Annotated in this window: 14 protein-coding genes; 7 read left to right on the forward strand and 7 right to left on the reverse strand. The window is 63.1% G+C overall.

Annotation, left to right across the window (positions count from 1 at the left end):
* Positions 1–23 precede the first annotated feature (23 nt).
* From RW095_RS10655 to RW095_RS10675, 5 genes are read left to right on the forward strand one after another with little or no spacing between them, the layout of a single operon-like run.
* A complete protein-coding gene (locus RW095_RS10655) occupies positions 24–1769 on the forward strand; it encodes a carbamoyltransferase family protein (protein ID WP_317018966.1) in 1746 nt (581 codons plus the stop codon).
* On the forward strand, positions 1766–2845 hold the full coding sequence (locus RW095_RS10660; RefSeq protein WP_317018967.1) for a glycosyltransferase family 2 protein: 1080 nt from the start codon (positions 1766–1768) through the stop codon (positions 2843–2845). The genes RW095_RS10655 and RW095_RS10660 overlap by 4 nt, the downstream gene beginning before the upstream one ends.
* Positions 2842–3981: a glycosyltransferase family 9 protein gene (locus RW095_RS10665; protein WP_317018969.1), complete on the forward strand. Its 1140-nt coding sequence runs from the start codon at positions 2842–2844 to the stop codon at positions 3979–3981. Before RW095_RS10660 ends, RW095_RS10665 begins: the two co-directional genes overlap by 4 nt.
* Positions 3971–4927, forward strand: a complete 957-nt coding sequence (locus tag RW095_RS10670) for a glycosyltransferase family 4 protein (RefSeq protein WP_317018970.1) — start codon at positions 3971–3973, stop codon at positions 4925–4927. The genes RW095_RS10665 and RW095_RS10670 overlap by 11 nt, the downstream gene beginning before the upstream one ends.
* Before the next feature lie 58 nt (positions 4928–4985).
* A complete protein-coding gene (locus RW095_RS10675; protein ID WP_317018972.1) occupies positions 4986–6005 on the forward strand; it encodes a UDP-glucuronic acid decarboxylase family protein in 1020 nt (339 codons plus the stop codon).
* Here RW095_RS10675 and RW095_RS10680 read toward each other — a convergent pair.
* On the reverse strand, positions 5984–7732 hold the full coding sequence (locus RW095_RS10680; protein ID WP_317018973.1) for a RecQ family ATP-dependent DNA helicase: 1749 nt from the start codon (positions 7730–7732) through the stop codon (positions 5984–5986). The genes RW095_RS10675 and RW095_RS10680 overlap by 22 nt on opposite strands.
* A gap of 317 nt (positions 7733–8049) precedes the next feature.
* On the opposite strand from RW095_RS10680, the gene RW095_RS10685 reads away from it, so the two are divergent.
* Complete coding sequence (locus tag RW095_RS10685; protein ID WP_317018975.1) at positions 8050–8307, forward strand: hypothetical protein; 258 nt, start codon at positions 8050–8052, stop codon at positions 8305–8307.
* Positions 8308–8460: 153 nt separating this feature from the next.
* On the opposite strand, the gene RW095_RS10690 is transcribed toward RW095_RS10685, so the two are convergent.
* The 6 genes from RW095_RS10690 to RW095_RS10715 form a co-directional block, all read right to left on the reverse strand.
* On the reverse strand, positions 8461–9072 hold the full coding sequence (locus tag RW095_RS10690) for a hypothetical protein (RefSeq protein ID WP_317018976.1): 612 nt from the start codon (positions 9070–9072) through the stop codon (positions 8461–8463).
* A gap of 91 nt (positions 9073–9163) precedes the next feature.
* Positions 9164–10333: a zinc-dependent alcohol dehydrogenase gene (locus RW095_RS10695; RefSeq protein ID WP_128596520.1), complete on the reverse strand. Its 1170-nt coding sequence runs from the start codon at positions 10331–10333 to the stop codon at positions 9164–9166.
* A gap of 146 nt (positions 10334–10479) precedes the next feature.
* Positions 10480–10782, reverse strand: a complete 303-nt coding sequence (locus tag RW095_RS10700; RefSeq protein WP_128586567.1) for a hypothetical protein — start codon at positions 10780–10782, stop codon at positions 10480–10482.
* Positions 10779–11153: a phage holin family protein gene (locus RW095_RS10705; RefSeq protein WP_128596526.1), complete on the reverse strand. Its 375-nt coding sequence runs from the start codon at positions 11151–11153 to the stop codon at positions 10779–10781. Before RW095_RS10705 ends, RW095_RS10700 begins: the two co-directional genes overlap by 4 nt.
* 108 nt (positions 11154–11261) lie before the next feature.
* The gene (locus tag RW095_RS10710; protein WP_128586569.1) at positions 11262–11546 is read right to left on the reverse strand and encodes a CsbD family protein; all 285 of its coding nucleotides are present in this window, start codon (positions 11544–11546) and stop codon (positions 11262–11264) included.
* Positions 11547–11914: 368 nt separating this feature from the next.
* Complete coding sequence (locus RW095_RS10715) at positions 11915–12115, reverse strand: hypothetical protein (protein ID WP_317018978.1); 201 nt, start codon at positions 12113–12115, stop codon at positions 11915–11917.
* Between the two features lie 391 nt (positions 12116–12506).
* Here RW095_RS10715 and RW095_RS10720 point away from each other — a divergent pair, with 391 nt between their 5' ends.
* On the forward strand, positions 12507–14546 hold the full coding sequence (locus tag RW095_RS10720) for a TonB-dependent receptor plug domain-containing protein (protein WP_317018979.1): 2040 nt from the start codon (positions 12507–12509) through the stop codon (positions 14544–14546).

A 14546-nucleotide genomic window follows, 5' to 3' on the forward strand; every position in this document is an offset into this window, starting at 1 on the left:
ACCCACTCCTACTGCGAACGCCCATGTACACACTCGGAATCAATGCCGTCTATCACGACAGCGCCGCAGCCCTGCTGCGCGACGGTGTGGTGCTCGCCGCCGCCGAAGACGAACGCTTCACGCACGTCAAGCATGCGAAGCGCCCCGTGCCCTTCTCGACCTGGCAACTGCCGTTCGACGCAATCGACTACTGCCTGAAAGCCGCCGGCATCACGCTTGCCGACGTCGATCATGTGGCGTACTCGTACGATCCGAGCCTCTTCAGCGGCATGCCGAAGCGTCCCGGCGCGACTATCGAGTTGCCGTTCGATCCGGCCAACACGCGTCTATCCGACCCGTCCGCATCGCCGTGGGACCCGCTCTTTCTCAGCTACATCTCGAACGCCAAGGGGCAGTTGCTCGACGGCGCGCCGCATCATCTGCGCAAGCGCTTTCAGGGCGTGGACCGCGACAACGGCTTCAAGTGGCATTTCGTCGAACATCACCTCGCGCACGAGGCCAGCGCATTTCTCGCCGCCCCTTACGAGGATACGGCCGTGCTCACCATGGACGGCCGCGGCGAAGGCGTGACGACCAGCATGGGCCAGTTCGTCGACGGGAAATACACGCGCCTCAAGCAGGTCGAACTGCCGCACTCGCTCGGCCTGCTTTATGAAGCGGTAACCGACTGGCTCGGCTTCCTGCATTCGTCCGACGAGTACAAGGTGATGGCGCTGGCGTCGTACGGCAAGCCGGAGTATCTCGACGTGTTTCGCGATATCGTGCGTTACCGCGGCGACGGCAGCTATACGGTCGACGCCCCGCGCCTCGTCAAACGCTTCGGCCCCGCGCGCGAACGCGGCGGCCCGCTGGAACAGCGCCACTTCGATATCGCCAATTCGTTGCAGCGTGTGCTCGAGGAAACGGTGCTGCAACTCGCGGGCTGGCTGCGTGAGAAAACCCGCTTGAGCAAGCTCAGCATGGCAGGCGGCGTCGCATTGAACTGCGTGATGAATTCGAAGCTGCGCGACGCCGGCCCGTTCGACGAGGTATGGGTCCAGCCTGCCGCGGGCGACGCGGGCACCGCGCTTGGCGCGGCACTCTGGATCGATTCTCGCGAACGCAGTGAGCGCGGCGATCGCAAGCGTCATTGGGTGATGGATCACGCGTACTTGGGCCCCGAATATCCGGAACAGGAAATCGAACAGTTCCTGCAATGGTCGAAGGTACCGTACCGGCGGCTCAACGACATTGCCGGCGAGACCGCCGACCTGCTCGCGAGCGGCAAGGTGATCGGCTGGTATCAGGGCCGCACCGAGTTCGGTCCGCGGGCACTCGGGGCGCGTTCGATCCTCGCGTCGCCGGTCGATCCGCACATGCAGGCGAAGCTCAACGAGATCAAGGATCGCGAGGACTTCCGCCCGGTCGCGCCGGTCGTCATGGAAGAACATGCGAGCGAATGGTTCGTGAACGGCCACGTCGCGCCGTTCATGCTGTTCGTGTTCGACGTGCGCGCCGACAAGGCCGCGCGCATTCCGGCAGTGCGTCACGTAGACGGCACCGCACGTGTGCAGACCGTGAACCGCTCGCAGCACCCGCTTTACTACGATCTCCTGTCCGCGTTCAACCAGCGCACCGGCGTGCCGATTCTCGTGAACACATCGTTCAATACGCGCGGCGAGCCGATGGTGAATTCGCCGCGCGATGCGGTGGAGTCGTTCTGGACTTCGCCGCTCGACGCGCTCGTGATCGGCCCCTTCGTCGTCGAGAAAGCGCGGAGCGGCGCATGAGTCCATCCGCTACGGGACCGATCGACGTACGAGGCAGCTTCGGCAATCCGCATAGCGAAGCCGAGCCGATTGCGGCCGGGTATCCGGGCGTGCTGCTAGCGCACCTCGATGTGTCGGTGGTCGTGCCGACTTATCGGCGGCCCGACATGCTCGCGTCATGTCTTCGCGCGTTGACGGAACAGGACTTTCCCGCAGACCGCTACGAGATCGTGGTCTGCGACGACGGTCCCGACGAAGCGACTCGCGCATGCGTCGCGCGCATCGCCGGCGAGCAGGCGGAGCGCGGCCTCGCCGTGCGCTACGTGCCGGTGACTCGCACGCAAGGCCCGGCGGGCGCGCGCAATGCGGGCTGGCAACAGGCGCGCTCGCCGGTAATCGCCTTTACCGACGACGACACGCTGCCCGATCCGCAATGGCTGCAAGAAGGGCTTGCGGCGATTCGCCAGGGAGCGGCAGCCGCAGCGGGCCGAATCGTCGTGCCGCTGCCCGCGTCGCCGACCGACTACGAGGCGGATGCGAGCGGCCTCGAGCGCGCCGAATTCGCGACCGCGAACGTATTCGTGGCGCGCAGCTTTCTGACGATGACCGGGGGCTTCGACGAGCGTTTCACCTCGGCGTGGCGCGAAGACTCCGACTTGCAGTTCACGCTGCTGCAAGCGGGCGGCAAGATCGTGCGTGCGCGCGATGCGGTGGTCGTGCACCCGGTGCGCCCCGCGCGTTGGGGCGTCAGCATCTCGCAGCAGAAAAAGAGCCAGTTCGACGCGTTGCTCTACAAGAAGCACCCCGAACTATTCAAAACGCGGATTCGCTCGTCGCCTCCATTGCTGTACTACCTCATTCTCTGCGCCGCATTGGCCGCGCTGATCGGCGTTTTCGTGGGCGATGCCACCACCGTGACGCTCGCATTCTTCGCATGGTTCGCACTGACGGCGTATTTCTGCGCAATGCGTTTGCGTGGCCGGGACCGCAGTTTGCGGCACATTGCCGAAATGGCATGGACGTCGATTCCGATTCCATTCCTTTCGATCTACTGGCGGCTCTACGGCGCTATACGTTACAAGGTGCTCTTCTTATGAACGCAGGCTCGTTCCTCGCCTCAGCCGCACCGCGCCGCATAGCGATCTTCCGTGCACTGCAACTGGGCGACATGCTCTGCTCCGTGCCCGCGTTGCGGGTGCTGCGCGCGGCCGCGCCGCAAGCGCATATCGCGCTGATCGGCTTGCCGTGGGCGCAGTCGTTTGTCGAGCGTTACGCCGATCTCGTCGACGAACTGATCGTGTTTCCGGGAGCCGAAGGCTTTCCCGAGCAGCGCGAATCGGACGAAGGGCTGCCCGCATTTCGTGAGTGGATGCGCGCCCAACGCTTCGATCTCGCAATCCAGTTGCATGGCAGCGGCGGCATCGCAAACGATCTGCTGCTTCAGTTCGGCGCAAGCGCTCATGCAGGCTTCGTGCAGCCTGACGAGCGGCCGCGCGACGGCGTGTTTATCGACTGGCCCGATGACCTGCCCGAACCCGAGCGCTACCTTGCATTGATGAGCGCGCTCGGCGCCGAAACCACCGACCGTCACTTGTCGTTTCCTCTCTGCGAGCGGGATGGCGACGAATACGCGTCGCTCGTGGCCGCGCATGGCATCGAAGCACAGCGCCTGGTGCTGGTGCATCCCGGTGCGCAATTGCCCTCGCGCCGCTGGCCGGCCGAGCGTTTCGCCGAAGTCGCGGACCGCCTCGCCGCCGACGGGTGGCAGATCGCCATTACCGGCACGGCGGCGGAAGCGTCGCTGACCGGCGCGGTGCTTGGCGCGATGACCGCGCCCGCGTTGCACCTCGCCGGTTCAACATCGCTCGGCGGACTGGCCGCACTGGTTGCGCACGCGCAGCTCGTCGTCTGTAACGACACGGGTATTTCGCATATCGCCGCGGCCATGGCGACCGCGTCCGTCGTGGTCGCGTCCGGCAGCGACACGCAACGTTGGGCGCCGCTCGATCATGTGCGGCACCGCGTGCTTGCCGACTATCCGCCGTGCCGGCCGTGCATGTTCCGCGAGTGTCCTTACGGGCACCCTTGCGCGCTCAACATCGGCGTGGATCGCGTAGTCGAGACGGCGCGCGCGCAACTGGCCGACGTTCGCGGCGCGCATCCGGCCGGTCCCTGCGCATTGCACACACATGCCGAAACCGGACCCTTCGAGGAGTTGCACCATGCTGCGTAACTGCCGCCGTCTCCGTGTGCTGACATGGCACGTGCACGGCAACTACCTGTACTACCTGACACAGGCGCCGCACGATTTCTATCTGGTGACGAAGCCCGGTCATCCGCCCGGCTATGCAGGCAAAGTGGGCGTGCTGCCGTGGGGCGACAACGTCCACGAAATCAATGCGGACGACGTGCCGGATCAGGAATTCGACGTGATCCTGTATCAGCACAAGACGCATTGGGAATACGACCGCGAGCATGTGTTGAGCGAGGCGCAGCGCCGCTTGCCGCGCGTGTATATCGAACATGATCCGCCCCAGGAGAACCCCTTCCAGCAATGGCATTGGGTCGACGACCCGAACACGCTGCTGGTTCACGTCACGCACTTCAACCAGTTGATGTGGGATTGCGGCGTCACGCCGACGCGCGTAATCGAACATGGGGTGGTGGTGCCCGAGGGCGTGCGCTATAGCGGCGAACTCGAACGCGGCATTGTCGTCGTGAATCATCTCGCTCAGCGCGGCCGGCGCCTCGGCGCCGACGTATTCGCCGATGCGCGCACGCGCGTGCCGCTCGACCTGGTTGGCATGGACGCGGAGCGGCTCGACGGCATCGGTGAAGTCGGCAATCTGGATCTCGCCGCGTTCACCGCGCGCTATCGCTTCTTCTTCAATCCGATCCGCTGGACAAGTCTCGGCCTTGCCATCGTAGAGGCGATGACGATCGGCATGCCGATCGTGGGCCTTGCGACTACCGAACTCGCGACGGTGATCCGCAACGGCGAGAACGGCTTCGTGCATACGGACGTGAATGCGCTTGTCGACGCAATGCACGAACTGCTTCGCGATCCTGCAGAAGCACGGCGCCTCGGTGAAGGCGCGCGACGCACGGCGCTGGAGCGGTTTCACATCGACCGTTTCGCGCAGGACTGGCACGACGCACTGCTGCAAGTGACCGCGTAGGCCACAGGTCGGCGCGGCTTGCGCCGACCAATCATAAAGACGACTAGGACCACGCAACATGAAAGAACTTACCCGCAAGCGGATTCTGGTCACAGGCGGTGCCGGCTTTCTCGGCTCACACCTGTGCGAGCGGCTCGTGACGCAAGGCCACGACGTGCTGTGCGTCGACAACTTCTATACGGGCACGAAGGACAACATCGCGCATCTTCTCGATTGCCCGAACTTTGAGCTGATGCGTCACGACGTGACATTTCCACTCTATGTGGAAGTCGACGAGATCTACAACCTCGCCTGCCCCGCGTCGCCGATTCACTATCAGCATGACCCGGTGCAAACCACCAAGACCAGCGTGCACGGCGCGATCAACATGCTCGGACTCGCCAAGCGCGTGAAGGCGAGAATCTTCCAGGCGTCGACGAGCGAAGTGTATGGCGATGCGCTCGTGCATCCGCAGAAAGAAGACTACTGGGGTCATGTGAATCCGATCGGACCGCGCTCGTGCTACGACGAAGGCAAGCGCTGCGCGGAAACGCTCTTCATGGACTACCGCCGTCAACATGGGCTTTCCATTCGCATTGCGCGGATCTTCAATACGTATGGGCCGCGCATGCATCCCGCCGATGGCCGCGTGGTGTCGAACTTCATGATGCAGGCGTTGCGCGGCGAGCCGATCACGCTATATGGCGACGGCTCCCAAACGCGTTCGTTCTGCTACGTGGACGACATGATCGACGCGTTCATCCGTTTGATGAACACCACCGAGGATCCCGGCGGGCCGGTCAATCTCGGCAATCCGCACGAAGTCAGCATGCGCGAGATCGCGCAACGGATCGTCGCGATCACGGGCTCAAGTTCGACGCTCGAACTGCATCCGCTGCCGACCGACGACCCGTGGCATCGTCAGCCGGACATTTCGCGCGCGCGCGAGTTGCTCGGCTGGCAGCCGAAAACATCGCTCGACGATGGTCTTAAAGAGACCGCGCGCTACTTCCGCGCGCGGATCGAAGCAACGTCCGAAGCGACTGCCGACGTTGCCGCCATTCGAGCGCACGCGGATCAGCGCCCCGCCCTCACATAACTCGCCAGAAACGTGCGGGTGCTGCCGTCGGGGAACTGCACGGCCACCTGCTCGCCGCTCGCTAGCGCAACTTCACCCGCGCCGTAACGCGGCACGCGCACCGCATCGCCCCGAGCCCAGACGCGGGGTTTTGGCGACTCCTCGCGCTTGCGCTGTGCGGCTGCATCCGCGTGCGTTTCTGCTGCAACGATAGCGTCGGGCGCCATGTCGATTTGCGGCGGATTCACGCAGTTGTCGCACACACCGCAGCGCTCGGCGGCAGGCGAGTCGCCGTAATAGTCGAGGATCGCGCGCCAGCGGCATTGACCCGTTTGCGCATAGTCGATCATCTGCTGCAGCGTTTCCCTGTCGTTCGCGCTCATCTGCTCGAATTGCGCCGCGGCATTTGCAACCGCGTCGCGCGCGGACTCCTGAGCGCCCTCACGGCTTCGCAGACGATAGCGGCGCTGCCGGTCGCGGCCGGCCACGCGAGCGTCGACCAGCATGTTCAACGCGACTTCCAGCTTGCCCGCACCGACATCCGGCAATGCTTCCTTGAGCGCGGCCAGCGTGACGCCCTTCGGTTCGTCGGCAATACGCGCGGCCAACGTGTCGTAAACACGCTGCGCGAGTTCGACACTCGGATAGCGTCCCGCGAGAAAGAACTGCTGGATGCGCCGGTCGTTCAGATCGAACAGCAGCACGCAATCGGCAGGCTCGCCGTCGCGGCCCGCGCGGCCCGTTTCCTGATAGTAAGCGTCCAGACTGCCGGGAATCTGGTAATGGATCACGAAGCGTATGTCCGCCTTGTCGATGCCCATGCCGAACGCGTTGGTCGCGATCATCAAACGGGTGGCGCCCGACATGAACTGCTCCTGCGCCTCTTCGCGAGCGTCGGCCCCCAGCCGACCGTGATAGCGCGAGACCGACTCGCCTGCCTCCGTGAGCCAGACGTAAATACGATCGACGTCGCGCACAGTCGCCGCGTACACGATGCCGGTGCCGCTGAGCGATGCAATCAGCTTCGACAGTTGCTCGCGCTTGGCGGTCTCGGCGCGCGCTGCGCCGTCCTTGCCTCCCGCCGTGCTGACCTGCACGACGCGATAGCGCAGATTCTCGCGATACGTGCCGGTGCGAACCACACGCGGCTCGCGCAATGCAAGCGAGTGCACGATGTCGTCGATCACGCGTGGCGTCGCCGTGGCAGTCAACGCGAGCACTGGCGGTTGTCCCAGCGACTTCACCGCAGCCGCGATCTGGAGAAACGCGGGGCGAAAGTCGTGTCCCCATTGCGATACGCAGTGCGCCTCGTCGACAACCACTAGTCCGACGCGGTTTTCCGGGCGCGCGCGCAACGTCTCGATGAAGGCCGGTTGCGCAAGACGCTCCGGCGTCACGAACACAATGCCGCTCTCGCCCGCCGCGATCCGCTGCAGCGCTTCGCGCTCGGCGCGACTACGCAGCGTGCTGTTCACGAGTGTGCAGTCGATTCCGGCGGCAAGCAGCTTGTCGGCCTGGTCTTTCATCAGCGCGATCAGCGGCGACACGACGAGCGTGGTGCCCTCAAGATGCAGCGCCGGCAACTGATAGCAAAGCGACTTGCCCGCGCCGGTCGGCATCGTGGCAAGCGTGTCCTGGTGTTGCAATACGCTGCGGATAATGTCCTCCTGACCGGCGCGCAAACGCACGATACCGAACATGTCACGCATGGTCTTGCGCATGCTGCGAAGCCGTTGGTCGACTGTCATAGTTGAAAACAAGCGTCCTTGCGGGCGTTCCCGCCCGCGGTTGTATTGGGATGAGCGTCAAGACGAATCCCCGCGCGCAATGCTGGTGACCCGTCGCTCACGGTTGCATGGGCAGACCGGGGCCGCAAATCGCGCTGGACGTGAGACGTAGCAGCGCGTCGGCAGGTCGAGACTGCGTTGAATTCGCGGGCCTTGTCACCGCATAGCAATTCGCGTGCAACGCTTCACCCGAACCACCGTCGGCGAGGCGGGTATCGCGTTTGCTCGAATGTCGATGTGCGTGAACGAACCGTCAATCAACGCGAGAGGAGAAAAGCATGAACCAGGAACCGTCCGATCCCGTAGAACGCGCGGACCAGCGGCGCGAAAAGTTGGGTGATGGAGACGTCAAGATCAAGTCCGACGGCACAGTGGAAGAGCGGGAACATGGAAGCATCGACCCGACGCTAGTTCCGAAGGGAAAGGACCATCCGTCTGAAGGGCCGTACACCCCCGAGCATGATCACGTGGATCCCGATCTCGAACCGGGTGGCGCCGAAGGCCATCCAATCAGTAAAGGCGATCTGTCAGCGTGACGTTGTGCGCGTGGTCCCTGGCGACGCAGTTCGCCTTTACCAGACGTCCTGCAAAGAAATCCTGCAAAGACAACCTGAAATAGCGCACAAATTGAAGGCTAAATTGAAGCGTACCCGCCATCCGGAAGGTACGCTTTTTCGCTTATGCACTGCCTATGCGGCGCTCTTCGCGCTCCCCGCACGCATGCGCTCACCCGTCGTCGGCGACTGATTGCTGCGCGTATATGGCGCAAGCGCATCCGGCGTGCGCATGTCGCGTGGCGTTTCGAAGTCCGCGAGCGCGGCGCCACGCATCTGCTCCGGCGAACTGGAAAAGCCGGTGCGGCCGCTATAGTCCGCCGACGGCAAACGCGGCGCATTCTCCGCGCAATTGGCGGCATACATGTCGAGCGCTGTGACGCAGACAACGTTCATGGCCGCGACCGTCGCCCGTTGCCGGTCGCGTGCGCTCAGCTTGTTCGACGACAGCGCGAGTGTGCCAAGGTCGAGCGCATCGCCGCCCACGCGCGCCCATAAAAATGGCCGCGGATTGCGCGACACCAGTATGCCGACGCCGCATGCGAGTTCGCGCAATCCATAGAAACGCATGGCGCCGGCACCTGTCTCGACACCGGCTGCGCGGGCCATCATGCGCGGCGCGACCAGTTCCGCAAGGCCGAGCGCAATGCTGTACCAGCCAAGGCCGCGCGCAATCGAATCTGGCTGCGGCAGTCGTTCCTTCAGAGCGCGAGCGCCCTCCTGCTTCGGTTCAGTACGAGAATCCATTTACATCACCTTCATTCTGGGGAGCCACGTCAACGCAGCTCGCGTGAAATAACAGACAGCGCCTGTGCCGCGACCACAACTGATCAACGCGTCAAGGCTTGAGCACGACCTTGATGCAGCCGTCTTCCTTGTCGCGGAACGTCTTGTACATGCGCGGGCCTTCATTGAGCGAAACCGTGTGCGTGATAACGAACGACGGGTCGATCTGCCCTTCCTGGATTCGCCGCAACAGATCGTCGGTCCAGCGGTTGACGTGCGTTTGTCCCATGCGCCATGTCAAGCCCTTGTTCATCGACGCACCGAACGGGATCTTGTCTACCAGACCGCCATATACGCCCGGCACCGACAACGTTCCGGCGGGTCGGCAAACGTAGATCATTTCGCGCAGCACATGCGGCCGGTCGGTTTCGAGCATCACGGCCTGCTTTGCACGGTCGTACATTGAGTCAACCGAACGCGTTGCATGCGATTCCATGCCGACGGCGTCGATACATTTTTCCGGGCCCTTGCCGCCGGTCAGTTCCTTCAATCGTTCGAGGACGCTTTCTTCCTTGAAGTCGATCGTGACGGCACCGCCCGCGCGCGCCATCGAAAGACGCTCGGGTACGCAGTCGATCGCAATCACCTGCTTGGCGCCGAGCAGCACGGCACTGCGAATCGCCATTTGCCCGACCGGGCCGGCGCCCCAGATCGCGACCGTATCGGTGGACTCGATATCGCATTGCACCGCGGCCTGCCAGCCGGTCGGAAAAATGTCGCCGAGGAAAAGCACCTGCTCGTCGCTGAGACCGTCCGGTATCTTCACATGCGTTTTATCCGCGAACGGCACGCGTACGAACTCGGCCTGCCCGCCCGGATAACCGCCCGTCAGATGCGTGTAGCCGAACAAGCCCGCCGTGGTGTGGCCGAACATCTTGTCGGCGATGTCCTTGTTGCGGTTACTCCGTTCGCATACGGAGAAGTTGCCGCGCTTGCATTGATCGCATTCGCCGCAGATTATGGTGAACGGCACGACGACGCGGTCACCGACCTTTAGCGCGCTGTTCTCCTTGCCGACTTCCACCACCTCGCCCATAAACTCGTGGCCCATGATGTCGCCGGACTCCATGCCGGGCATGAAGCCATCGTAGAGATGCAGATCGGAACCGCATATCGCGCAACTCGACACCTTGATGATCGCGTCGCGCGGATGTTCGATCTTCGGATCCGGCACGGTGTCGCAGCGGATGTCTTTCTTGCCATGCCATCTAAGCGCCTTCATATAACCTCCACACTGAACGGTTCGACTACTCGCGGATGTAACGCGAACACATGTGCATCCGGCGTGCCGCGCGGACTCGCATCGCGCGATTAGTCGCCCATCGCATGTGTGGATTCATGGCGCCGGCATGGAAGCGTCAAATCGCGCTAGCGCTGAAACACACTTCGCGCGGTCCTCGTGAGCCACGCCATCACGCTTGTGCGTGCCAGCGTTCCAATCGCCTTGCGCGGCCCGAGAAGCACGGCCGCAAGTCCGGCCGCCAGCACGAGTGCCAGGTAAGGCGTGTCGGCGAGAGAACTCATTGCGTTGACGGCAGGCACACCCGCTATCGTGGTGCGCCGAGGCGTATGCAGCGCCAGGTTTGCAGACAGCAAGCGCGCACGCGAGGCGGCCATGCGCTGAAGAATCGCCGCGCGGCGTTCCTGATGCCAGGCTCGATCGTGTTTCATTTCAGGGCATCCTTCAGGGCTTCCAGGTCGTGGGACACTTCGTCGCGCAGCACGTGCAACGGCTCGACGGGCTTCTGGGTCTTCATCATCGCGAAGGTGGCGATCGATATGACGAGCCACGCGGCAGCGACGCCCCACGCCACTGCAATGACGTACGGCGTATTCCATGCCGTCACGATGATGGCCACGCACAGAAAAGAGAGGGTGAACATGGCAGCGACCGCCAGCACGACCATCGCGATCACTTCGCGCACCAATCGCCCTTTCGCCTCCTCCAGTTCGAGCGCCAGAAGTTCGGCGTAGTCCACCGCTCGACTGGAACAGAAACGCGCCACGTTGCGCCACTGGCTCACTTTGGTATGTATCGACATCCTGTATCTCCCGCCAGCAATTGCCGTCACGGGCGCTCGCCACCGGATGCATCAACCGGCGACGAGCGCTTCACCCGAACGATGCAATCGACTCTGTGTCAACCGTATCTAACGGTAATCCCTGTCGCCGCGAACATCGCGTGCGGTTGTCGAGCGCAGCGCGCCGAGAATGAAGCCCGCAGCCGCCGCAATCGCGAGCGCGGTGAACGGCCGCTCGGTGGTCGTCTCGCGCACGACGTCCGTGAGATCCGCCCACACCTGTTGAGCCTTGCCGCTCAATTCACGGGCGGTGCCGGCCATCTGGGTCCCGGTGTCGCCGAGCATCTCGCCCGCCGCTTCCTGCACCTTGCCGCCTATTTCCTTCACTGCCCCTTCCACTTTTCCTGTTTCCATGTTTGCTCTCCGTGGTTTGCGCGCACGAGGGTGCACTGCACTGGCCGCGCAGCCGGAGCCCCGGCATGCGTTGTCGTGACGTCGCAAGAAGCGCGCCGCATGAGCGCCCGAAGAAAACGCATCGGCAATAGACGGGAGCGCGCCGAGCGGAGCCAGCGCGAGCGAGAGAGGGAATAGCGAAGAGAACGGCGGATCGGGAGAGAGAAACGGCGGATGCAAGCGAAGCACGACTAGCGCATGGAGAGCGTCGAGCAGACGCCGAACGTCAACAGTGTGCCGCTACATGGATGCGCGCATTCGCGCAACCAGGGCAATTCATGACGCGCGCCTCGCTTCGGAGGCGCGCGCTTCACTGTCAGACGAGAGGACTAGCCCTGCGGCAATGCGCCGTTGAGCAGGCGCTGCAGTGTGTCGATCTTACGAAGATGCACGCCCCATAGTTGCCCGTCGTCCTTGATGCGACGCAGGCGCTCGTGCCAGTAGCTGAGCGGAAAAGCCGAATTGTCGCGGGCACTTGCATGCGAGCGCACCAGGACCTGTTCGATATGGGCGAGATCCCGTTCGATCATCGCCTGTCGCATGGAGCCGAAAGTTCTGGAATTGAAAGTTTGTTGCATGACGGTGGAGGCGGCGGTAAAAACGGCTCTTACAGCAAGCCGCGTGCCGCGACCCGGTAGCGACTTCGCTCGATACCGCCGAAATCCATGCGCGACGCGCTATTCGACGATTCGCAAAACGCTATGCATGCAGCATCCCGCCTTCGGTTTTTCGCGCCATGTGTGGCATGAAACGGTGGGTACCCGTACCCCTTTTTACAACTGCGTCCCTAACGAATGCCGCTGTGAAACCAGGCGCCGGACAACGCCGCGGCTCGCGTCGATTCAAGCTTCCCCGCCTCGCGCCGATAACAAACAGGTGACGATCCACTTTGAAGGAGCGTTTTCCGATTAACCGGCTGTCATGGTTCCAACTACGCGCGCTTCGTTTCTCCTCGCTCAACGCCTGGTCGTTTGTTCGGTCGCGGGGCTGGCAACGCTCTGTTCGCCAGCAGCTTTCGCCGATAACGAGCCTCGTGCGAGCGCCGCTTCGGCCCCGGACCCAACCGAGCTGGCCGCGATGCCATTGGAGGCGCTGATGCAGGTCACCGTCAGTACCGCGTCGCGTTTCGATCAGTCGGTTACCGACGCACCGGCCGCAGTAGTCGTTCTTACCGCCGAAGACATCAGTCAGTTCGGCTGGCGCACGCTTGCCGATGCGCTCGCGTCGCTGCCGGGCCTCTACGTGACGAACGATCGCTCATACGAATACCTCGGCTCGCGCGGCTTTCAGCGTCCTGGCGACTACAACAGCCGGTTCCTGCTGCTGATCGACGGCATGCGTACGAACGACGGCGTGTTCGGTCAGGCGCCGATCGGCACGGACTTCCCGCTCGACATGGATCTGGTCAAGCGCATCGAGCATGTGCCGGGCCCCGGTTCGTCGATGTACGGCGCGAACGCGCTGTTCGGCGTAATCAACGTGATCACGAAAACCGGCAGCGATCTGGCGGGCGCGGAAGCCGCCGTCGCGGTGGGAAGTTTCGGCGAGAAAAAGGCCCGTGCGTCATACGGCTGGCATGGCGCGCACGGCGCCGACATTCTTGTTTCCGCGACGTCGTATGGTCGCAGCGGTCAGGATCTTTACTACCCGGCGTTCGACACGCCCGAGCAGAACAACGGCGTCGCGAACCGTCTCGACTACGACCGCGCGCAGGACTTCCTCGGCAAGGCCGCGTATGGCGATTTCCGGCTGACGTTCATTTACGGAAACCGCACCAAGGGTGTTCCCGATGCGCCATACGGCGCGGTTTTCAATGCACCGTTCAGCGTGACGGACACGCGAAGCTATCTGGATCTCTCGTACCAGCATTTGCTTTCCGAAGGCGTCACGCTGGCATCGCAGGTGTACTGGGGCCGCTACGACTATCGGATGCCGTCGGTCTACGGTCCGCAACCGTATGTGGTCAACGTCGACGGCAGCCACGCGCTCTGGTACGGCGCCGATGTGCACGCGACCCTGTCGTCGATCGACAAACATCGCATCGTGATCGGTACGGACTTCGCGAGAGACGCGCGCCTGAACCAGTACAACTACAACGTCGACCCGTACTCGCAAATGCTCGACGACCATCACAGCGGCAACCGCGCCGGTGTCTATATCGAGGATGAAATCAGGTTGCCCGCCAATTTCACGCTGAATGCGGGCTTGCGTTACGACCAGCAGACGGCCTCGGGCGGCACCTGGAGTCCGCGTATCGGGCTCGTCTACAAGCTGACTCCGCGCGATACATTCAAGCTGTTGTACGGCCAGGCCTATCGCGCGCCGAACGCGTACGAGATGTACTACGCGGCAGGCGGCGCCGACGGCCAGTTGAGTAATCCATCGCTCAAGGCGGAGCACATCGCGACGACTGAGCTTGTATATGAAAGAGCCGTGTCCGCCATGGCCCGCGCGACACTCTCGCTGTTCCAGTACAACGCGCGCGAGCTGATCGCAACGACACAAGACCCTTCCGGCCTTTTCATCTTCCGCAATGTCAATCGCGCCACCGCGCGAGGCGCTGAACTGGCGTACGAGCAGCAAATGGCAGGCACGCGGGTGCGGGCGAGCTATTCGTACCAGATAGCTCACGACTCCACCACCGGGGCCGCGCTGCAAAATTCGCCGAGGCATCTCGCGAAAGCCAATGTGGCGGTGCCCTTCTTCGCGAATGCGTTGATATCGGGGATCGAAGTGCAATGCACGTCCACGCGACTGGCCGCGGTCGGCGAAACCGGCGGCTTCTGTCTCGCGAACCTCACGCTTAGTTCGCGTCGACTGGTTCGCGGTGCCGACCTGTCGTTTTCAATCTATAACCTGACCGATAAACGGTACGCCGACCCAGTGGGTCCAGGCTTCACCCAGGAGACTGTTGCGCAGCAAAGCCGGACCTTCCTGTTCAAGGCCGTCTACGGGTTCTGA

Source organism: Paraburkholderia kirstenboschensis (assembly GCF_032806925.1).
GTDB classification, from domain to species: Bacteria; Pseudomonadota; Gammaproteobacteria; order Burkholderiales; family Burkholderiaceae; genus Paraburkholderia; species Paraburkholderia kirstenboschensis.

Excerpts from the sequence above, each read along its gene's own strand:
- RW095_RS10655 (WP_317018966.1), top strand. The coding sequence starts at position 24 with ATGTACACACTCGGAATCAATGCCGTCTATCACGACAGCGCCGCAGCC.
- RW095_RS10660 (WP_317018967.1), top strand. The coding sequence starts at position 1,766 with ATGAGTCCATCCGCTACGGGACCGATCGACGTACGAGGCAGCTTCGGC.
- RW095_RS10665 (WP_317018969.1), top strand. The coding sequence starts at position 2,842 with ATGAACGCAGGCTCGTTCCTCGCCTCAGCCGCACCGCGCCGCATAGCG.
- RW095_RS10670 (WP_317018970.1), top strand. The coding sequence starts at position 3,971 with ATGCTGCGTAACTGCCGCCGTCTCCGTGTGCTGACATGGCACGTGCAC.
- RW095_RS10675 (WP_317018972.1), top strand. The coding sequence starts at position 4,986 with ATGAAAGAACTTACCCGCAAGCGGATTCTGGTCACAGGCGGTGCCGGC.
- RW095_RS10680 (WP_317018973.1), bottom strand. The coding sequence starts at position 7,732 with ATGACAGTCGACCAACGGCTTCGCAGCATGCGCAAGACCATGCGTGAC.
- RW095_RS10685 (WP_317018975.1), top strand. The coding sequence starts at position 8,050 with ATGAACCAGGAACCGTCCGATCCCGTAGAACGCGCGGACCAGCGGCGC.
- RW095_RS10690 (WP_317018976.1), bottom strand. The coding sequence starts at position 9,072 with ATGGATTCTCGTACTGAACCGAAGCAGGAGGGCGCTCGCGCTCTGAAG.
- RW095_RS10695 (WP_128596520.1), bottom strand. The coding sequence starts at position 10,333 with ATGAAGGCGCTTAGATGGCATGGCAAGAAAGACATCCGCTGCGACACC.
- RW095_RS10700 (WP_128586567.1), bottom strand. The coding sequence starts at position 10,782 with ATGAAACACGATCGAGCCTGGCATCAGGAACGCCGCGCGGCGATTCTT.
- RW095_RS10705 (WP_128596526.1), bottom strand. The coding sequence starts at position 11,153 with ATGTCGATACATACCAAAGTGAGCCAGTGGCGCAACGTGGCGCGTTTC.
- RW095_RS10710 (WP_128586569.1), bottom strand. The coding sequence starts at position 11,546 with ATGGAAACAGGAAAAGTGGAAGGGGCAGTGAAGGAAATAGGCGGCAAG.
- RW095_RS10715 (WP_317018978.1), bottom strand. The coding sequence starts at position 12,115 with ATGATCGAACGGGATCTCGCCCATATCGAACAGGTCCTGGTGCGCTCG.
- RW095_RS10720 (WP_317018979.1), top strand. The coding sequence starts at position 12,507 with ATGGTTCCAACTACGCGCGCTTCGTTTCTCCTCGCTCAACGCCTGGTC.